Source organism: Halogeometricum borinquense DSM 11551 (genome assembly GCF_000172995.2).
Lineage (GTDB): Archaea > Halobacteriota > Halobacteria > Halobacteriales > Haloferacaceae > Halogeometricum > Halogeometricum borinquense.
In genome coordinates this window covers 1295228-1313596 of record NC_014729.1, presented here as the reverse complement: position 1 = coordinate 1313596, position 18369 = coordinate 1295228, and the positions used below count along the sequence as shown (strand labels likewise).

The 18369-nt window shown below is 60.6% G+C and carries 18 protein-coding genes; 9 read left to right on the top strand and 9 right to left on the bottom strand.

Annotation, left to right across the window (positions count from 1 at the left end; translation table 11 throughout):
* Nucleotides 1–4: 4 nt before the first annotated feature.
* Together HBOR_RS06740 and HBOR_RS06735 are read right to left on the bottom strand one after the other, a co-directional pair.
* Entirely contained in the window at nucleotides 5–1531 is a 1527-nt protein-coding gene (locus HBOR_RS06740) for a methyl-accepting chemotaxis protein (protein WP_006054208.1), read from the bottom strand.
* Nucleotides 1532–1591: 60 nt separating this feature from the next.
* Entirely contained in the window at nucleotides 1592–2074 is a 483-nt protein-coding gene (locus HBOR_RS06735) for a GNAT family N-acetyltransferase (protein ID WP_006054207.1), read from the bottom strand.
* A gap of 140 nt (nucleotides 2075–2214) precedes the next feature.
* Between HBOR_RS06735 and rqcH the strand changes: the two genes are divergently transcribed.
* The 4 genes from rqcH to HBOR_RS06715 all read left to right on the top strand — a co-directional run bounded on the left by rqcH (nucleotide 2215) and on the right by HBOR_RS06715 (nucleotide 7134).
* Nucleotides 2215–4323: a ribosome rescue protein RqcH gene (gene rqcH / locus HBOR_RS06730; RefSeq protein ID WP_006054206.1), complete on the top strand. Its 2109-nt coding sequence runs from the start codon at nucleotides 2215–2217 to the stop codon at nucleotides 4321–4323.
* A 210-nt stretch (nucleotides 4324–4533) separates the two neighbouring features.
* Nucleotides 4534–5250 (top strand): DUF4013 domain-containing protein, encoded by a 717-nt coding sequence (locus HBOR_RS06725; protein ID WP_006054205.1) that lies wholly within the window; start codon nucleotides 4534–4536, stop codon nucleotides 5248–5250.
* Between the two features lie 60 nt (nucleotides 5251–5310).
* Nucleotides 5311–6015, top strand: a complete 705-nt coding sequence (locus tag HBOR_RS06720; protein ID WP_006054204.1) for a DUF4013 domain-containing protein — start codon at nucleotides 5311–5313, stop codon at nucleotides 6013–6015.
* A 51-nt stretch (nucleotides 6016–6066) separates the two neighbouring features.
* A complete protein-coding gene (locus HBOR_RS06715; RefSeq protein ID WP_006054203.1) occupies nucleotides 6067–7134 on the top strand; it encodes an mRNA surveillance protein pelota in 1068 nt (355 codons plus the stop codon).
* A 344-nt stretch (nucleotides 7135–7478) separates the two neighbouring features.
* On the opposite strand, the gene HBOR_RS06710 is transcribed toward HBOR_RS06715, so the two are convergent.
* Both HBOR_RS06710 and HBOR_RS06705 read right to left on the bottom strand, forming a co-directional pair.
* Nucleotides 7479–8477 carry an ornithine cyclodeaminase family protein gene (locus HBOR_RS06710; protein WP_006054202.1) on the bottom strand — a complete coding sequence of 333 codons (999 nt, stop codon included), beginning with the start codon at nucleotides 8475–8477 and terminating at the stop codon, nucleotides 7479–7481.
* A gap of 147 nt (nucleotides 8478–8624) precedes the next feature.
* The gene (locus tag HBOR_RS06705; RefSeq protein WP_006054201.1) at nucleotides 8625–8873 is read right to left on the bottom strand and encodes a hypothetical protein; all 249 of its coding nucleotides are present in this window, start codon (nucleotides 8871–8873) and stop codon (nucleotides 8625–8627) included.
* Nucleotides 8874–9164: 291 nt separating this feature from the next.
* On the opposite strand from HBOR_RS06705, the gene HBOR_RS06700 reads away from it, so the two are divergent.
* Nucleotides 9165–10463, top strand: coding sequence for an MFS transporter (locus tag HBOR_RS06700; RefSeq protein ID WP_241432311.1), 1299 nt, complete (start codon nucleotides 9165–9167; stop codon nucleotides 10461–10463).
* Between the two features lie 68 nt (nucleotides 10464–10531).
* Here the strand turns inward: HBOR_RS06700 and HBOR_RS06695 are convergent, their stop codons facing one another.
* Together HBOR_RS06695 and HBOR_RS06690 are read right to left on the bottom strand one after the other, a co-directional pair.
* The gene (locus HBOR_RS06695) at nucleotides 10532–10954 is read right to left on the bottom strand and encodes a DUF3054 domain-containing protein (protein ID WP_006054199.1); all 423 of its coding nucleotides are present in this window, start codon (nucleotides 10952–10954) and stop codon (nucleotides 10532–10534) included.
* A gap of 87 nt (nucleotides 10955–11041) precedes the next feature.
* Nucleotides 11042–11650, bottom strand: a complete 609-nt coding sequence (locus HBOR_RS06690) for a class I SAM-dependent methyltransferase (protein WP_006054198.1) — start codon at nucleotides 11648–11650, stop codon at nucleotides 11042–11044.
* Nucleotides 11651–11716: 66 nt separating this feature from the next.
* Between HBOR_RS06690 and HBOR_RS06685 the strand changes: the two genes are divergently transcribed.
* The 3 genes from HBOR_RS06685 (at nucleotide 11717) to HBOR_RS19940 (ending at nucleotide 13823) form a co-directional block, all read left to right on the top strand.
* Nucleotides 11717–12370, top strand: coding sequence for a hypothetical protein (locus HBOR_RS06685; RefSeq protein WP_006054197.1), 654 nt, complete (start codon nucleotides 11717–11719; stop codon nucleotides 12368–12370).
* 27 nt (nucleotides 12371–12397) lie between these two features.
* Nucleotides 12398–13378, top strand: coding sequence for a flap endonuclease-1 (gene fen, locus HBOR_RS06680; RefSeq protein ID WP_006054196.1), 981 nt, complete (start codon nucleotides 12398–12400; stop codon nucleotides 13376–13378).
* A gap of 307 nt (nucleotides 13379–13685) precedes the next feature.
* Nucleotides 13686–13823, top strand: coding sequence for a hypothetical protein (locus tag HBOR_RS19940; RefSeq protein WP_006054195.1), 138 nt, complete (start codon nucleotides 13686–13688; stop codon nucleotides 13821–13823).
* A 67-nt stretch (nucleotides 13824–13890) separates the two neighbouring features.
* Here HBOR_RS19940 and HBOR_RS06675 read toward each other — a convergent pair whose 3' ends face one another.
* Nucleotides 13891–15240 carry a class-III pyridoxal-phosphate-dependent aminotransferase gene (locus HBOR_RS06675; protein WP_006054194.1) on the bottom strand — a complete coding sequence of 450 codons (1350 nt, stop codon included), beginning with the start codon at nucleotides 15238–15240 and terminating at the stop codon, nucleotides 13891–13893.
* A gap of 60 nt (nucleotides 15241–15300) precedes the next feature.
* Nucleotides 15301–16608, bottom strand: coding sequence for an MgtC/SapB family protein (locus HBOR_RS06670; protein ID WP_006054193.1), 1308 nt, complete (start codon nucleotides 16606–16608; stop codon nucleotides 15301–15303).
* A 103-nt stretch (nucleotides 16609–16711) separates the two neighbouring features.
* Here HBOR_RS06670 and HBOR_RS06665 point away from each other — a divergent pair, with 103 nt between their 5' ends.
* Nucleotides 16712–17968, top strand: a complete 1257-nt coding sequence (locus HBOR_RS06665) for an AI-2E family transporter (RefSeq protein WP_006054192.1) — start codon at nucleotides 16712–16714, stop codon at nucleotides 17966–17968.
* 32 nt (nucleotides 17969–18000) lie between these two features.
* On the opposite strand, the gene HBOR_RS06660 is transcribed toward HBOR_RS06665, so the two are convergent.
* Nucleotides 18001–18297 (bottom strand): PadR family transcriptional regulator, encoded by a 297-nt coding sequence (locus HBOR_RS06660; protein WP_006054191.1) that lies wholly within the window; start codon nucleotides 18295–18297, stop codon nucleotides 18001–18003.
* Nucleotides 18298–18369 lie beyond the last annotated feature (72 nt).

Genomic DNA, 18369 nt, shown 5'->3' with positions numbered 1-18369 from the left:
TTTTCTATTTGCTCAAGCCGTCGATCATCGTTCCCAACTCGCCGGCCGAGTCCCGCTGCGTCTGCGTGACCGACACGATGTCGTCGACGGACTCCTCGATCTCCGCGGCGTCGTCACTCACATCCTCGACGGCGGAGACGACGCCCTCGACCGATTCCGCTTGGTCGTCGCTCGCGCGTGAGAGTTCGCTCACACCGTCGGCCGCCTCTTCGACGGCGTCCGAAGCCTCTTGAAGCGACGAGACGGTCTTATCGATAGCGTCGTCCGCGCGCCCGACATCTTTGTGCGTCTCCTCGACCAGCGTTACTGTCTCATCGGCCCGCGATTGGATGCGGTCGATGCGTTCGGTTATCTGCTCGGTGTGCGACTGGGTTTCGTTCGCTAGCGACTTGACCTCCTCTGCGACGACGGCGAACCCTTCGCCTGCTTCGCCTGCTCGCGCTGCCTCGATGTTCGCGTTCAGTGCGAGAATGTTCGTCCGGTCGGCGATCTCGGAGATGAGACCCACCACGTCGCCGATCTCTTCCATATCGTCTTCGAGGCGCTTGACCGACTCTAACAGGTCGTCACTCCGTTCTTTCACTTCGTCAGTAACCTTGCGCGTGTCAACCGTCCAATCGAGTGACGAGCCGATATTGTCGCGTGCGCGGTCGGCGGCGGACTCGACTTCTGTCGAACTGGCGGCGACTTCTTCCATCGCGGCGCTGAACGATGCCAAGTCGTCGCGGACGGCCTCTAACGCCTTCCGCTGTTCAGTCACGCGGCTATCTATTTGTGAGGCGGCGTCGTTGGCCGTCGTGATCGTGTTCGAGACGTCCGTCGCGTGCGATTCGACTTCATCGACTAGCGACTCGAACCGGTCGCCGGTCCGGTTCACCTCCGCGACGATGTTGAGCAACTCGTCTTCGAGCACTTCGGTCTCCGACCCGAGTTCCGCACGGGCGTCGAGGTTACCCTCGCCGATCTGTTCGAGCGTCGAAGTGACTTCGTTGACGAGGGTGTGAGTCGCTTCTTGTTGGCGCTGCGCTTCGGTTTTGTCTTCGACGAGTTCTACGACCGCAACGAGTTCGTCGCCGTCGTATATCGGGAGCGCGCGGAACGAGATGTACATCCGTTCGCCGTCTGCGTTCTCTAAGGACCGCTCATCGACGAAGAACTGCCCACTCGGTCCGCGAACCCGTTCGACGCTCGGGTCGTTCTCATGAGCCGTGTCGGGTGCGTCTACGACTTTGTGCGCGAGCGTCTTCTCTGCGCGGTCGTCGTCGTACGACACCATCGATGTAGCGTCCTCCTCTGATGCGCCGATGATCTTCTCCTTTGGAATACCGAAGGCGCGTTCAGCCGCCTCGTTCCATCCGGTTGCAACCCCTGTTGCGCTTATAACAAACGCGGGCATCGGAAGCGCGTCTAAGAGCACGCTTCCCGCATCCATGTCCGTTCCCCCCTCGCCAAGCATCGATGCTGACGACGACGACTCGTCGGCGTCACCCGTCACCGCACCGAGAACGAGCGTAGTCAGTTGGCTCACCATACGTAGCAGTCCCGTAGATAGTATATAAAAGACGCCTCGATATTATCAATATGAATAATCCTATAGCCGTTTTCGCATCGAGATATGTGGAATCTCTGCGTCCATGAATTCGTCACCGAATGCTTCGTATCCGAGTGATTCGTAGAACGGTTGGACTCGGATCTGGGCGTTGAGGATCACCTTCGAGAATCCCATCTCCTCGGCCTCCTGCTCTGCGGTGGTCATGATGCGTCTGCCCCACCCCGATTCGCGTCTGTCCGCCGCGACGACGACGCGCTCGATTTTGGCCGTTTCTTCGTCGTAGGCGCGGACACGCGCTGCGCCGACGACAGTCCCGTCGTCGTATGCGACAAGATGTGTCGCGTCAGCGTCCGGTTCGTCGTGTTCGTCCCACTCTAGTTCTTCGGCGACGTCCTGTTCTTCGACGAACACCGTTCGGCGAATCGAGAAGGCGTCTTCCCGTTCAGTCTCCGTTTGCGCGACGAAGACGCCCGTTCGAGACGGAGTATCGAGATCCTTGTCGTCGGCGTTTCGGTGGGTCATATCTTCTCACATGGACTCCCATAGACTGAGCGTTTCGACTGCAGTCAATGGTTCGAGTATTCACAGCGCCTGCTCTCGTGTCGATTGCGCCACATCGTCCGAACGTGCGGCTTTTCAGCCATGCCCGTGAACGCAGGGGTATGGATCCGAAGCGGGAGTTGACGAGCGTAGACCTCAGCGCCCTCGTCACCGAGTTGAACCGGTACGAGGGAGCGAAGGTCGATAAGGCCTATCTCTACGGCGACAACCTGCTTCGCCTGCGGATGCGCGACTTCGACCGTGGTCGCGTCGAACTCATCCTCGAAGTCGGCGACGTAAAACGGGCGCACACGGCGAAACCCGAACACGTTCCGGACGCACCCGGTCGGCCGCCGAACTTCGCTATGATGCTCCGGAACCGTCTCAACGGGGCTGATTTCGCGGGCGTCGAACAGTACGAGTTCGACCGTATCCTCACGTTCGACTTCGAACGCGGCGACGAGGATACGGAAATCGTGGTGGAGCTATTCGGCCAAGGCAACGTTGCCGTCTTAGACGAAACGGGCGAGGTCGTCCGCAGTCTGGAGACAGTGCGGTTGAAATCTCGCACCGTCGCCCCCGGCGCACAGTACGAATTCCCCTCCTCGCGGCTACATCCCTTCACCGTCAGTTACGAGGGATTCAAGCGGCGCATGGAGGACTCCGACACAGACGTGGTGCGGACGTTGGCGACGCAGGTGAATCTCGGTGGGTTGTACGCCGAGGAGTTCTGTACTCGCGCTGGCGTCGAAAAGACGATGGAGATCTCCGACGCGGGCGACGAGGAGTACCGCGCCATCTACGACGCAATCCAGACGTTCCACGACCGTCTCAAGTCGGGCGACTTCGACCCGCGTGTCTACACGGAAGACGGAAACGTCGTTGATGCGACGCCGTTCCCGCTCAAAGAACACGAAGCGGAAGGCCTGAACAGCGAGTCGTACGACACGTTCAACGAGGCCCTCGACGAGTACTTCTTCGCCTTCGACCGGTCGGCGGAGGACGAACCCGAAGAGGAACCGGGATCGAATCGTCCGGACTTCGAGGCGGAAATCGAGAAGAAAAAGCGCATCATCGAACAGCAGGAGGGCGCTATCGAGGGATTCGAGCAACAGGCCGAGCGCGAACGCGAACGCGCCGAACTGTTGTATGCCAACTACGAACTGGTAGACGAAGTGCTCTCGACGGTTCGCTCGGCACGAGATGAGAGCGTCCCGTGGGATGAGATTCGCCAGACACTCGAAGACGGTGCCGAACGCGGTATTCCCGCCGCCGAAGCGGTCGTTGACGTAGACGGCGCGGAGGGAACAGTCACCATCGAAATCGATGGCACGCGCATCGAAGTCGAGGTAGACATGGGCGTCGAGAAGAACGCCGACAGACTGTACAAGGAAGCCAAACGCGTCGAAGGGAAGAAAGAGGGCGCGATGGCGGCCATCGAGGACACCCGTGAGGAACTGGCCGAAGTGAAAGCCCGCCGCGACGCGTGGGAAGAAGACGACGAGGACGACGACGAAGAACCCGAAGAACCCGAGGATATCGATTGGCTCTCGCGTTCGTCGATCCCGCTCAAGACCGAGGAACAGTGGTACGAGCAGTTCCGCTGGTTCCACACCTCCGACGGCTACCTCGTTATCGGCGGCCGCAACGCCGACCAGAACGAGGAGATCGTGAAGAAATACCTGAACAAACACGACCTGTTCTTCCACACGCAGGCGCACGGCGGCCCCGTCACCGTCGTGAAGGCCACCGGCCCGTCCGAACCCGCACAGGAAGTCGAGTTCCCGGATTCGACCAAACGGGAGGCCGCACAGTTCGCCGTTTCGTACTCCTCGATCTGGAAGGAGGGTCGATACGCCGACGACGCCTACATGGTGACACCCGATCAAGTGTCGAAAACACCCGAGTCAGGCGAGTACATCGAGAAAGGCTCGTTCGTCATCCGCGGCGACCGGACGTACTTCCGGGACGTGGAGGCGAAGGTACTGGTCGGCGTCCAATGTGAAGGCGAGACGCGCGTCCTCGGCGGCCCGCCGTCGGCAATCGAGGACCACGTGGAGGCGGCTGTCAGCCTCCAACCCGGACGGTACGCACAGAACGACGCGGCGAAGATGGTGTATCGCCGCTTCCGCGAGATGTTTGAAGACCAGTCGTTCGTCCGCAAGGTTGCTAGTCCGGACAAGATTCAAGAGTTCCTTCCGCCGGGCGGGAGCGAACTACTTGACAATTAGTTTACATTAGTGGAAACTAACTGACAATCTACAGAAACGGAATAATACTCCGTTATTCGTACTCTTCGCCACTATGTTTATCTCTTGAAACATCGTATACATTGTTGAGCGTACACTCCGTCCAACCGATGGAACGTCGAACTTGGGCACGAAACCGACGGATGGTCGGCCGCAATGCGGGAGTGGGCAGGAGCACGCTCGTGAGACATCATGATCAACGAGTCACTCAACTACTTACGCAACGACGAGGACTGGGTAAAGACGGTCCTCATCGGCGGCATCCTTAGCCTGCTGAGCGTCCTCATCGTCCCCACGATACTGGTCGCGGGGTATCTCGTCCGCGTCATTCGTCGGACGATGCACGGTATCGAGGAACCGCCGGAGTTCGACGACTGGGGCGACATGGCAGTAGACGGCCTGAAAGCCATGGTTATCGCCTTCATCTACGGGTTTATCCCGTCACTCATCGCGGGTGTATTAGTTGGTGGAAGCATTTTCGCCATCGTCGCAGGGAACGCAGCGAGGTCCGGCGGACTGTCCATAGCCGGCGGAGCAGGAGTCCTTCTCGGCCTCCTCGTATCGTTCGTTCTCGGCCTCGTGGCCGCGTACATCATCCCGGCGGCGATAGCCAACTTCGCTGAGACCGACCAGTTCGGCAAGGCGTTCTCTGTGGGCGACTTGCGCTCGGTCCTCGTCTCAGGCAAGTACTTCACGGCATGGGTGAGCGGCTTTGCCGTGATATTCGTCGCAGGGCTGGTTGCGAGCATCCTGAATGCCATTCCCGCGCTCGGCTTCATCGCCGGCGGGTTCCTCGGCTTCTACGCCGCGGTAGCCGCGTACTACATCATCGGCAACGCGTGGGGCGAACTCCACGATGTCGAGATGCAGGAGGGCGAGGGCCAACCCGACGAACAGGCCGCCGTCTGAGCTGTCCCGTTCGCAATTTTTGATAAAGAGTTAACTTATCCTCGGGAGTCGGTTCGTCCGATGTTAGGAGACGCCCTGTCCTACCCGCGGAACAGTTCAGACTGGATACCGACGATACTCATCGGTGGGGTTCTCAGCCTCCTCTTCGTTTTCATTATCCCGATATTCATCATACAGGGGTATATGGTTCGCGTCCTCAGAGGCGCGGCAAAGGGTGAGACGGCCGCGCCGTCGTTCACCAATTGGGGGGAGCTCATCGTGGACGGTCTCAAGCTGGTGATCATTAATTTCGTCTACAGCCTCATCGTGCTCATCCCGATGATTGCGCTGTCTATCGTTCTCGGAATCGGCAACTCACTCTCGGCCGGTGCTCCCGGTCCCGAACCGGGCGTTACAGTCGGTGCCGCTCCCGCGCTGGGTATCGTCGGATTTCTCGGTATCCTTGTCATCGGGCTGTTCAGCATCGTTGTCAGCTACTTCATTCCCGCCGCGCAGGCTAACTTTGCCATCGAGGGCTCTCTCGGTGCGGCGTTCGACATCTCGACTATCGTTTCGGGAGCCATGACGAGCGAGTACTTCGTCGCGTGGGTGCTGGTCCTCGTTGTGGGGTCTATTCTCAGTTTCATCGGAGGGCTGCTCTTCATTGTCATCGTCGGCTTCTTCATCCTGTTTTACACACAGGTGGTCACCTACTACCTGTTCGGCCGCGGATTCGCCGAAGGACTCGGCAAGAAGCGACGCGACGTCGCTGAACCGGACTACTAACCCGGCGACAGCGATAGTAGCACCTTTCCCCGCCCGCCCCGCACGTCGGGTATGCGCATTTCGAGTCGCGGACGCGGCGAGGAGGGCCGCGAACGCATCACGCTCGTCCCCGAGAACGTGGACGACCTCTGGCATCTCTCGCACGTCCTCGAATCGGGCGATTTGGTCTCCGGCGACACCACCCGACGCATCCAACGTGACGACGACCAGATGCGAGACACTGGTGGACAACGCGAACACATGCACGTCACTATCAGCGTCAGCGACGTGGAGTTCGCCCGCTTTGCCAACCGGCTCCGCGTCGGCGGCGAAATCGTCGATTGCTCCCGCGAGGACCAACTCGGTCACCATCACACGCTGAACGTCGAAGAACACGACGAGGTGACCATCGAGAAGCACTTCAAGCCGGACCAACTCGACCGCATCGAAGAGGCCGAGCAGGCCGCGGAGAACCCCGATGTGGTCATCGCCACCGTCGAGGAGGGCGAAGCCCACATCCATACCGTCGCACAGTACGGTACCGAAGAGCGCTTCTCGTTCACTGCGCCGACCGGGAAGGGAGAGTACGCCCGACCGCGGTCAGAACTGTTTGCCGAACTCGGCAAGGCGCTCTCGCGGATGGACGTAGACGCTATCATCCTCGCGGGTCCCGGCTTCACGAAGCAGGACGCCCGCGACTACATCGCGGAGAACCACCGTGATGTCGTGGACAAGATAACCGTCGTGGATACGTCCAGCGTCGGCGACAGGGGAGTCCACGAGGTGCTGAAACGCGGCGCGGTGGACGAAGTGCAGACGCAGACGCGCATCTCCAAGGAAGCAGACCTCATCGACGACCTGATGGAGGGTATCTCGACGGGCGAGAAAGTCGCCTACGGAATCGAGGAAGTCGCCGAAGCGGCCGAGTTCGGCGCGGTGGAGACGCTTCTCGTCCTCGACGAACGCCTCCGAGAAGAGCGACAGGGTGCAGGCGAGTGGGACGTAGACGTGAATGAGGTCATCCAGACTGTCGAACGGCAGGGCGGCGACGTCGCCGTCTTCTCCTCGGAGTTCGACCCCGGCCGCCAGTTGAAGAACCTCGGCGGCATCGCGGCGATTCTCCGCTACCGCCTGCAGTGAACCGCCGGGCGATTATAGAGATTCAAGGAGGATACTGGTGGCTTTAGCCACCAGATGAATCCGACAATTTAAGTCACAAATCATTGCACACAGAGTTGTGCGTGGGAACTGGCAGTTGAGTCGGTGTTTGCCACGGCGAGAGCCGAAATCAAACACGTAAGCCGACCACGCCGACAGTCGTTAAACAATCAGATAACTCGAAGCTCTCCTACGGGGTACGAGTAACGGCTTCGTGGCAGAGCCACTGGCTGACTGTCCAGCAAACCTTACACTCTCAACCTTCAGGATTGACCTGCCCGCCCAACACCGGGTGGGAGGCCCGCGACGTTAGGCGCGGGAGGATGTCACGCTCCGGTCAACGCCTCGCTCGCGGGAGCAAAGTCGATAGTCGTCCCGAGTCCTTCGGATTGTGCCTTCTCGTAGAGCAGATACGCTCCGGCAACGGTTTCGATGCCGGTTCCACCGCTGTCGAAGACGGTTATCTCCTCGTCGTCCTCGCGGCCTTCGACTTTGCCCGCGATCACCTCGCCGAGTTCGGCGTAGACGTGGTCTTCATCCACGACGCCCTCCGCAAGCGCGTGGAGGAACGACCCGGCGTCCTGCGTCACGCGGTCTCTGAGGTCCGGCACGTACTTCGCGCGTTCGATGGTCGTCGCGTCGAGTTCGCGTTTGTCGGTCGCGTACTGTCCCATCGCAGTGACGTGTGTGCCCGGTTCGAGACGGTCGCCGTCGAAGACGGGTTCGGAGGCGTTCGTCGCCGTGATGACGATGTCCGCGCCCTCGATTGCAGCGGCGGAGGAGGCGACGGCGGCGACGCTGGCGTCGAGTCGGCGGTCCATCTCACCAGCGAACGACTCGCGGCTCTCTTTCGTCGGGGAGTACACCCAGACGGTTTCGAGGTCACGGACCGCCGCGGTGGCGCGGAGTTGTCCGCGCGCCTGTGCGCCACTGCCGACGATAGCGAGCGTCTCGGCATCGTCGCGTGCCAGCGCATCGACGCCGACCGCCCCGACCGCGCCGGTCTTGAACGGATTCATACTCGCGCCGTCGATGAGCGCCATCGGTTCGCCAGACTCGGCGTCGAACAGGGGCGTCATGAACCACGCGTCCTGCCCGCCGAACCCGGCACTGTACATGTAACCGCCCATGGCACCCGTGTCGGGCAGAACGGCGGCGTACGTCGTGAAAAAGCCCGGTGGGTTCTCGTTCGGGAGCTTCGTCCGCGGTTCGGCCGGCGCGCCCTCACCGCGCTGCCGGTACCCGTCTCGAACCGCGTCAACGAACTCCGCCGGGGTTGCCAATCCGGACACGTCGTCACTCGTTAAAAACAGAGTTTCCGTCATGTGGTGTACATCGGACGCCAGCGTGATGAACGTGCGGGCGGCGGAAACGTATGTGCGAGCGCGGACGCTCGGAGGTCGAGTGATCGAAAAATTAGTGTTGAAAAATGCTGGTCGCAGACGAGTCGTCGATGTGACAGGGTGGGACGACTAGTCCGCGTCGACGGGCGTTGCGGGGTTCGAGTGCGCGTTCGCCGACGTGTCTGCTTCGAGCGAGTTCCCCGTTGGAGTGGAGACCGGTCCGTTGATGAACAGTGCGTGGCCGACGATGCAGGCGGCTGTACCTGCGGCAATTGGGACGGCTTGCGTCAGGCCGAACCCGGCAACGGTCAGTGTTCCGGTAAGACCGAGCAGTGCCATTGGAATGAGGCCGAGAACGTAGTCGTAGTACCCTGTCATAATACGTATTATTATACGGACACAGGTGATATAATTCTTTCCCATGATTCACCGATACGTCTCTAGTTAGATTCGAAAATTATCTCCATAAGTTATGAGCCGGACTCGGATATATAGGATTTAATGCCTCTTTTTGAACCATTTAAGTTGGAGAAGAACCAGGGCCGTTATTTCGTCTATCTTTTGTCGAATATCGTAGGTACATAGACTGCCCCCATCGGTGCGTTCAACTGTCCTGTAGTCGGATTCTCCGACGTGAACCGGAACGACCGCTCAATCGTCGCACTCGTGATGCTCGCTCACGGGATGGTGCACACCTACGAGTTATCCCTTCCCATTTTCGTCACTATCTGGTTGATGGAGTTTGACGTTGTCAACCTCGGACTCACGCAACTGGACGTGACGGCGGCGACGCTCGGGTGGGTTGTGACCGCCGGGTACGGTCTGTTCGGTATCGGTGCTCTCCCGGGTGGCGTTCTCGTGGACCGCATCGGCTCCCGGCGACTCATTTCGCTGTGTTTGTTCGGTATGGCCGGGTCGTTCGTCCTCCTCGGTCTCTCGCCGAATCTCGTCGTCGTCACGCTCGCACTCCTCTGTTGGGGCGCGGCCGCGAGTGTCTACCACCCCGCGGGCCTCGCTCTCATCTCGAAAGGCATGAACGAGCGCGGCACGGGCTTTGCCTACCACGGCATCGCCGGAAACGTGGGTATCGGTCTCGGCCCTCTTCTCACCGCAATCCTACTGGTGTTTCTCGATTGGACGACGGTCGCGATGCTTCTCGCTGTCCCTGCTCTCGTTGCGGGTGCCTACGCGACGCGCGCGAAGTTCGACGAATCGGCGGCCGTCGATGCGGGCGCGGGAGGATCATCGAAGGCAGACGCCGGCGTCGGTTCGTTCGCGGAGTTCGTCACCGAGTCGAAACGCCTGATTGCGGGCGGATTAGCCGTCGTCTTCCTCGTCGTGATCTGTTCAGGGCTGTTCTACCGCGGTGTGCTGACGTTCCTGCCGGACCTTCTCTCTGGTCTCGACACGTTCGATCCCATCCCGTTGGCATCGCTGCTTCCCGCTGGACTCGCTGACGCGCTCGGCGTCGAAGCCGGGTCGGGCCGGATGCTCAAACCGGAGCGATACTTCTACTCGGGCCTGCTGATGGTCGGCGTTCTCGGGCAGTACGCCGGCGGAAAACTCACCGACCGTCTGCCAGTCGAATGGGGTCTCGTCGGTGCATTCGGGGCGCTGGCCGTCCTCGCTGTTCTCTTCTTGCCGGTCGTCAACGCCGGCCTCGCTCCGCTCCTCGTCTTCGGGGCCATCCTCGGCTTCTTCCTGTTCGTCATCCAGCCGTTCTATCAGGCCACCGTGGCCGAGTACACGCCAGCGGGCACGCGCGGCCTCTCCTACGGATACACCTATCTCGGCGTGTTCGGCGTCGGTGCACTCGGCGGCGCACTCGCCGGTACCATCCTCACCTACGCGACGCCGACGGCGTTGTTCACGACGCTTGCCGGAATCGCCGTCGCTGGTGCACTCTTTGGGTTCTATCTCGCCCGAAAGAACGGCGCGGCGACCGGGTCGGAAGTTACCTCGGACTGAACTGTTTTCGGCAGTCAGCGGGGGATTCGCAGCACCCCGTTCCGACGAAATTCAAAAAGAGACCGCGATTATCCGATGATTTTGAAGAAGAGCCAGCGCCACGCCACGAGGGCGAGCATGCCCGTTGCGAGGATGACGGCGGCAAAGATCCACGCAAATCCGCCCTCAAACAGCGGCGATGCGCGGAGGCCGAGTCCGAGTATCGCGCCGGGAATCCATCCACGAATCGTCAGTGGGATGGAGGCTTTCGCGGTCTCTGCGGCACCGGCGGAGTACGCTCCGATGAGGACGCCGAAGATTCCCCACCCGAGGAGGAACGGGACGAGCGTGAGAATCCACCCTGTCGGGTCGTCGAAGATTTGGTCCACGCCGTTGTGATTTATGAAACCGATGGTCAGCACGGCCGCCAACATCAGAAAGTCCCCTACAGCGAGTGGAAGGGCGTCGGCGTCGAGTCGTTGGTCGAGGAACGAACCGTTCGAGGTTCCCATATCTCTCTCATCCGAACGACGCCACAAGACTCTCTCGTTTTGCCGCCGGTCGCTACCCGCGCGACGTTCCCGCGTTCCCACCAGACACTACTCGTGCGACGCCTCCGCGGACTCGACACGTCCGGCGACGACGTACTCGAAGCCGCTTGAGACAAGCCTCGCGGTCAGCCCTGCATTCTCAAACACCGCACAGAGTTCGTCGGGCGTCCAGAACTGCGAGTCGAAGCCGATTGCTCGTTCAGCCAGAACGAGTCCGCGTCCGCGGAGCGTGTCGGGTCCAAACTCTTGAACGACTACTACTCCTCCCGGCGAAACGACGCGGGCCGCCTCACGGATTGCACCATCAGGATCCGGCATGTGATGTAGCGCGTCCACGACGATGATCGCGTCCACGCTGTCATCACAGAACGGGAGTGTCCCGGCGTCGGCGTGGACGGTATCGCGGCCGTCCGCTCGCGCCCGCGAGAGCATGCCGCGCGAGAAGTCTACGACGACCGGTTCGAGACCGTTTCGGGCGAGGGCACGAGTCGCGCGTCCAGTTCCGCCCGCTACGTCGAGAACGCGTTCGACGGGTCGTCGCGCGAACGAGAGTCCCCGCTGGAGCGCGTCTGCATCGGCAGAGGGCATGACGAGGTCGTAGAGAGCGGCGATACGGTCGAAAAAACGAACGTCGCCACGGCCGTGGAGTCTCGACATACCTCGTCTACGACGCGAACGGTGAAGAACCGACGCACTCAACCCTGCGGCGCTCGTCGTTCGACTATGCAGTTCGTCGTCCTCGGATGGCCGGACGACGGACCGACGCTCCGTTTGGACTACCGTCGGTTCGCCTACGCCGGAAAGTTCGTCATGTCGAGTACCGGCAAGGCTGTGGTCGTCGATCGGTGGGACACGCGGTCGGTCCCGTCGTCGGAGTACGACCGCGGGGTCGTCGCCGCTACCGCGTTCAACGCCGACCGGACCGACGCTTCGACGCTGTGGATTCGCTACGTCACTGTCCGGGGCGACCGGAAGGGCGAGACGCTCGGTCCGCAACTCTGTGCGTTCGTCGCGGACGCAGCACAAGGCGAGGGGTACGAAACAGTCAAAATCGCCGTCAACAACCCGTTCGCGTACGAAGCGCTCCACAAGGCGGGGTTTTCGTGGACCGGCGAAACGACAGGAATCGCGGAACTCGTCCTCGAACGTCCCGCGGATACGCATGCGGTACGCACGCGAGAGGAGTATCAGGCTGGCCTCGACCGATACCGCGACCGCGACCTTGATGACCCCGAATCGGCGTTTCTGACCGGTCGGGAGAATGCTGATCCGCCAGCCCTCGTCGTCGGTTCTGGTTCTGGTTCTGGTTCTGGTTCTGGTTCTGACTCTGACTCCGATTTCGTCGGTGTGATGTCCAACGCCGACACGGGACGTTAAAGCGAGTCGCGGCCCAACCGAATCGTAATGGGAAACGCAGATTTGCGCTCGCTCGCTTCGCTCTCTGAGGTTTCGTTCGACGACCTCGCGGGAGGTGTCGTCGCCGTTGACGCACACAACTGGCTGTACCGCTATCTCACGACGACGGTCAAGTTCACCGGCGACGAGGTGTACACGACGACCGAGGGTGAGGAAGTGGCGAACCTCATCGGCATCGTCCAGGGGCTTCCCAAGTTCTTCGAACACGACCTGACGCCCGTCTTCGTCTTCGACGGCGGCGTCACGGAGTTGAAAGACGCTGAGGTGTCCGAACGCCGCGCCCAGCGCGAAAAGGCCGAGGAGTTGAAGAAAGAGGCCGAAGAGCGGGGTGACGACATGGAGGCCGCTCGGTTGGAGGCGCGAACACAGCGCCTCACGGACGTGATCCACGAGACGAGTCGGGGTCTCCTTGAACGACTTGACGTGCCAGTCATCGAAGCGCCCGCCGAGGGCGAGGCGCAGGCGTCGTACATGGCAAAGCAGGGCGACGTGGACTACGTCGGCAGCGAGGACTACGACACGCTCCTGCTGGGTGCGCCGTACACGCTCCGGCAACTCACCTCGAAGGGCGACCCCGAACTGATGGACCTCGAAGCGACGCTGTCGGACCTCGACGTGACACAAGAGCAGTTGATCGATATCGCCATCCTCTGTGGGACGGACTTCAACGAGGGAATCTCCGGCGTCGGCCCGAAGACGGCGCTGAAGGAAGTCAAAGAACACGGCGACCTGTGGACGGTGTTGGAAGCACGCGACGACTATATCGAGAACGCCGACCGCGTGCGCGAGTTGTTCCGTGATCCCCCTGTCACCGACGACTACGAGTTCGATACAGATCTTTCGCCCGACCTCGACGCCGCCCGTGCGTACGTTTCCGAGGAGTGGGAGGTTCCCGCGGACGAGGTCGCACGCGGCTTCGAACGCATCGAAGACTCGCTGGTCCAGACCGGACTGGATCAGTGGACGTAGTTGGACTGGACATCAGAGAAACAGGTTTGTAACGGGCGATTCGGAACATCGGTGTATACCCACAGTCGGTCGAGAAGTCCGCAAAAAGAGTTAGACTGCCGGACCGAGGCTCGCCACGACTGCGCTCGATACTCAGCATTCGGATAGCGACTGTTCAACGGCCCAGATGACAGCCGTTCATAATATTTTTCTCAGAGTCAGAATAGCAGTCGGATATGCCACCCGCGATTTTCCGACTCGTTCCCGCCCTGATCGCACTCATGGCCGCTGCAATGGCGCTGTTTCCGAAACGGCTGAGTGATGGCAGATGCACAGTCCCGCCGGCACTACGACAGTCGAACCGAGCGGGGCGCGACTCCTGATGATGCGTATCGTGGGTGCAGTCATCGCTATAATTGCCCTGCTGATGGCGTTCGGCGGCCCGATGGTGTTCTTCTACATTTAGCCACCGACCACAGTAATTGGAACCGTTGAACGGTTGGCTCAGGCGTGAAAACTGCGTCGCAGTCGGCTTACGAGACGTCCTCGACCGCGTCGCAGAACAGGGACGCGCCGATTTCGATTTCTCGTTCGGTCACGTCAAGCGGCGGGAGGATACGAATCACGTCGTAGCCGCAAGCGAGCGTGAGCAGTCCCTTCTGCAGACACGCCTCCTGCACGTCGTTCCGTCGCTCCTTCGAGTCGAACTCGACGCCGAGCATGAGACCCTTCCCGCGCACGTCGGTGACAGGGCCGAGGTCCGCATCGCGGACGAATTGTTTGAACTGCTGGCCGCGTTCGACGGCGTTGTCCATCAGATCGTAGTCGTGGATGGCGTCGAGTGTGAGCGCACCCTGTAGGGAGGCGATGATGTCGCCCGCACCCCACGTCGAGGAGAGACGCGACTTCTCTTCGGGGAACACATCTGAGCGGGAGATGGTCGCACCGACGCGGAGCGCCTTCGCGGAGGTGATGACATCGGGTTCGATGGAGAAGTGGTCCGAACCCCACATCTCGCCCGTGCGGCCGACGCCCGCCTGAATCTCGTCGGAGATGAGCGTGATATCGTACTCGTCGGTGACGGCGGCGAGTTCGTCCATGAACGCGTCGGAGGGGATACGGTAACCGCCTTCGCCCTGTATCGGTTCGAGGATGATGTACGCCACGTCGTCGGGGTGGATGTGCCCCTTGTCGGGGTCGAGTTTCTTCCGGAGCGCGGAAACGTCCGATCCATCGGGGAAGAACCCACAGGAACAGGAGCCCCCCGAACACGTCCGCTTGTCGCAGTAAGGGAGGTCAACGATACCCGAAATTTCGGGGAACTTACGGCGGTAGACGGACTTCGAGCGGTTAAGCGAGAGCGCGCCGAGCGTTCGACCGTGGAACGCTCCCTCGAAGGCGAATCCGTACTTTGCGCCGTCGGACTCGTCGTAAGAGATTTTGATGGCGTTCTCGACGGCTTCAGCGCCGGAGTTCGAGAGGAACACCGTGTCCATGTCGTACTGCGAGGTGATGTCGGTCAGGCGGTCCATCAGGCCCGCTGGACCGGGGAACTCCTCCTCGCCGGGACGCTCACCGTTTGAGACGTAGAAGTCCTGTCCGGCGATTTTCAGCGGGTCCACGAGGTCGAACTCGCGGAGGCGGTCCATGATCTTCGGGTTGTTGTAGCCGAGCGGCGCGGCCGCGACGTGGCTCGTGAAGTCCAAGAGGACGTTCCCGTCCACGTCGGTACAGAACGGGCCTTCGGCGTCACTGCTGATGTCCCAGACGAAATCGTAGACATACGTGCTCGGGGCAGCGTTCGAGCGGTGGTACTCTACCCACTCGCGTGCGTTGTCTCCGGGGAGAGAATCGACTTGCGGGGTGGCCGTATCTCGGTCCATAAACCGCCGTACGACCACCCCCCTGTTAAGCGGTTCGTTACCGGGTGCATCGGTTTATATTCACACGATTCCGAGTACCACGAACCCCCCGGTGAGAGCGCCAACGGCGACGAGGAGTCCGAAGGACCAAATCGAGACGGCACGTCTGAACTCGCTCGGTCCGGTCACCGCGAGTATGGCCTTTGCGAGGACACTCGCCGCGGTTGCGAGGAGAATCGCAACGGTGGCAGCCGTCGGACTGATCGTCCCACCGCGATAGAGCAGAACCGCCGTCGTCGTTGCGCCCGCAGACGAGACAAATCCCGAGATGAACGTGCTGGCGTAGAGGCCGAGTGTCCCTAATTGGCCCTGTGCCATCGTCCCCACGACGAGAATAACGAGGAAGACGAACCCGAATCCGAACGCGTTCCGAAGCGAGAAGGGGCTTTCTAATGGAATCGTGACCTCCTGACTCCAGTCGGCAGCGAACCACGCGGCGGCGACGCTTCCGACGATGAGGCAGCCGAGCGGGAGGACGACACCGAGTAACGGACGACTCGTCGCGGTGAACGTAATGGCGATAAAGAGATTTCTGACTGACATCGCCGCGTCGGCGAGGAGCACGGCGGCAACCCCGTAGCGGTAGGCCTCTGGTTGCTGACGGACGTGATCCAGCATCGTCCCGACGACGGCCGCAGAGGAGGCGAGACCGCCGAAGAATCCAGTCACCGCGATACCGCGGCCGCCGTACTGCTGCACGACGGCGTAGTTCACGATCCCGATGCCCGCGACGGTGACAACCATGAGCCACGCCACGCGCGGGTCGTCGATGGTAATCCCGTACAGCGTGTATGATTCTGCCGGAAGGATCGGATACGCGACGAACGCGAGGATAGCGAACTCGGCGGTCGAGCGGATTTCTTCACGGTCCAGTCGTCCAGCGAGACCGTGCAGTTCGCGCTTCAAGACGAGCAGTAACGACGAAACAACGGCGACGGTCACGCCCTGCAGCGCGTATCCGAGAGCGACGAGCGTGCCCACACCGTAGGCCGCCATGAGCGACACCGATGTCGTGAGCGAAAGCCCGGTACCGTCCCGTTGACGGAGACCGTGAACCGCGAGGAGGATACCCTGCACCACGACGAGAACTGCGCCGACGGCCAAAAGGGAACCTCCAAGCTCCGACTTGGATGCGACGAGAGTGAACACGGCAGCGACGAGACTCGTGAGAGCGAACGTTCGAATCCCGGCGGATTTCTCGGACCACTCGCGCTCTAATCCGAGAAACATCCCTAACAGTGCCGCGAGAACTAATCGCACGACATCGTTCGAGAGAGGTGCAGACAGCACGTCTCCGCCCTGTAGGACGAGTGGCGAGAGAAGCGGCATCTCTCGCACGTTCGGCGGGAGATGACTTTAAATCCCCGCGCAGTTCGACAAAATCAGTTGGATTCACGACAGACTTTTGCTGTCACGGGTTCCGTTCTGCAGTATGCCCCTCCTCGACATGGATCGTTCGCGTATGGTCTGGTGGGCCATTGGCCTCGTCCTCGCAGCGGCCCTCGCCTACGTGTTCTACTCGTTTGTCGGCACGTTCGTCTTCGGAATCTTCATCTATTACTCTACGCGGCCCATCTACCGCCGTATCAAACGGCGGGTTCGCCCGCCCAGTTTGGCTGCTGCCGTCGCGTTGTTTGCGCTCGCCCTCCCGGCGCTGGCTCTCATCGCCTATGCACTCGCCATCGTCGTGAACGAACTGGTGAGGCTCACGAACAACGGATTCTTTGATTTGTCGCGGTATCCGATCACGTCTGACCAACTCGCCCGTCTGACGGACCCGAACACGATACTGTCGCTTGAACTCTCGTCTCTCACCGAGTCTGAACTCTCTCAGATCCTGTCTTCGATTGGCTCTGCGGCAGATACGCTCGCGTTTCTCGGTGTCGGTGGTGTCCACCTGTTCGTCATGATCGCTCTCGCATTCTACCTCCTGCGCGACGACCACCGGTTCGCGCGGTGGGTCCGGATGAACTTTGCCGACGACAGAGGAGTGATGGAAGCCTACTGTACGGCCGTAGACCGCGACTTCAAGAACATCTTCTTCGGAAATATCCTCAACGCCGTCCTCACGGGCACCATCGGTGTCATCGCCTACACGGTCCTGAACATGGTCGGCCCGGACGGAGTGTATATTCCTGCCGCCGCACTCGTCGGACTTCTCGCAGGTGTCGCCAGTCTCATTCCCGTCGTCGGAATGAAACTCGTCTACATTCCGGTTGCGATCTACCTCGCCGGCGTCTCGTACTTCTCGAACCCCGGCGCGTTTTGGTTCGTTATCGCCTTCATCGCCGTCTCGTTCGTTATTGTGGACACCATCCCGGATCTGGTCCTCAGACCGTACGTATCCGGCCGGACGCTCCACGTGGGCGCGGTGATGATTGCGTACACGTTCGGTCCCCTCCTGTTCGGGTGGTACGGCATCTTCTTCGCGCCGATGATTCTGGTTCTCGTGGTTAACTTCGCCAAGTACGTCCTTCCAGAACTGGTGACGGGAACCCCGATTCAACCGTACGCCGTTGATCCCGCGACAGTCGAGGACGATTCTGAACTCGTCGATCGGTCCGTTCAGTCCGATGTAGCCGGTGCAGACGAGATGCCGGCGGCTGACGACGACGCCGTGTCGGACGTGACATCGGAAGCGTCGGCTGAGACGTCGAATCGAGCAGATGATGGGCCATCTGCTTCCTGAGATAGTTCTGGGTGAGAGAAACAGGTCGTTGGTTAGATTCGGACGCCACCGTACTCGATATCGATGTAGTCCCCCTCCCATTCCTTTCGTGCCTTTATCTCTCTGCGCCCCCGACGCGTCAACGTGTAATAGTTAGTCCGTCTGTCACGTTGCCCCTTCTCGATGAGTCCTTTTTCGACAAGCGTATCGAGATTCGGATAGAGTCGCCCGTGGTGAATTTCCTTCTCGTAGTAATCTTCGAGTTCCTCTTTGATAGCAAGCCCGTGAGGTTCGTCCAACCCGGCAATAACGTACAGTAGGTCTCGCTGAAATCCTGTCAAGTCGTACATTGGTAGATTCAATTCACCCCTTATTGTCTGATTGAAATAAACATATCGGAGCTAGGTCGTACAAACTGAGAG

What these genes read in the sequence shown, in the direction of transcription:
- HBOR_RS06665 (WP_006054192.1), top strand. Translation starts at nt 16,712, where the DNA reads ATGCCCCTCCTCGACATGGATCGTTCGCGTATGGTCTGGTGGGCCATT.
- HBOR_RS06660 (WP_006054191.1), bottom strand. Translation starts at nt 18,297, where the DNA reads ATGTACGACTTGACAGGATTTCAGCGAGACCTACTGTACGTTATTGCC.
- HBOR_RS06725 (WP_006054205.1), top strand. Translation starts at nt 4,534, where the DNA reads ATGATCAACGAGTCACTCAACTACTTACGCAACGACGAGGACTGGGTA.
- HBOR_RS06695 (WP_006054199.1), bottom strand. Translation starts at nt 10,954, where the DNA reads ATGGGAACCTCGAACGGTTCGTTCCTCGACCAACGACTCGACGCCGAC.
- HBOR_RS06740 (WP_006054208.1), bottom strand. Translation starts at nt 1,531, where the DNA reads ATGGTGAGCCAACTGACTACGCTCGTTCTCGGTGCGGTGACGGGTGAC.
- HBOR_RS06735 (WP_006054207.1), bottom strand. Translation starts at nt 2,074, where the DNA reads ATGACCCACCGAAACGCCGACGACAAGGATCTCGATACTCCGTCTCGA.
- HBOR_RS06705 (WP_006054201.1), bottom strand. Translation starts at nt 8,873, where the DNA reads ATGACAGGGTACTACGACTACGTTCTCGGCCTCATTCCAATGGCACTG.
- HBOR_RS06720 (WP_006054204.1), top strand. Translation starts at nt 5,311, where the DNA reads ATGTTAGGAGACGCCCTGTCCTACCCGCGGAACAGTTCAGACTGGATA.
- HBOR_RS06690 (WP_006054198.1), bottom strand. Translation starts at nt 11,650, where the DNA reads ATGTCGAGACTCCACGGCCGTGGCGACGTTCGTTTTTTCGACCGTATC.
- fen (WP_006054196.1), top strand. Translation starts at nt 12,398, where the DNA reads ATGGGAAACGCAGATTTGCGCTCGCTCGCTTCGCTCTCTGAGGTTTCG.
- HBOR_RS06675 (WP_006054194.1), bottom strand. Translation starts at nt 15,240, where the DNA reads ATGGACCGAGATACGGCCACCCCGCAAGTCGATTCTCTCCCCGGAGAC.
- HBOR_RS06700 (WP_241432311.1), top strand. Translation starts at nt 9,165, where the DNA reads ATGCTCGCTCACGGGATGGTGCACACCTACGAGTTATCCCTTCCCATT.
- HBOR_RS06710 (WP_006054202.1), bottom strand. Translation starts at nt 8,477, where the DNA reads ATGACGGAAACTCTGTTTTTAACGAGTGACGACGTGTCCGGATTGGCA.
- HBOR_RS06685 (WP_006054197.1), top strand. Translation starts at nt 11,717, where the DNA reads ATGCAGTTCGTCGTCCTCGGATGGCCGGACGACGGACCGACGCTCCGT.
- HBOR_RS06670 (WP_006054193.1), bottom strand. Translation starts at nt 16,608, where the DNA reads ATGCCGCTTCTCTCGCCACTCGTCCTACAGGGCGGAGACGTGCTGTCT.
- HBOR_RS06715 (WP_006054203.1), top strand. Translation starts at nt 6,067, where the DNA reads ATGCGCATTTCGAGTCGCGGACGCGGCGAGGAGGGCCGCGAACGCATC.
- HBOR_RS19940 (WP_006054195.1), top strand. Translation starts at nt 13,686, where the DNA reads ATGCACAGTCCCGCCGGCACTACGACAGTCGAACCGAGCGGGGCGCGA.
- rqcH (WP_006054206.1), top strand. Translation starts at nt 2,215, where the DNA reads ATGGATCCGAAGCGGGAGTTGACGAGCGTAGACCTCAGCGCCCTCGTC.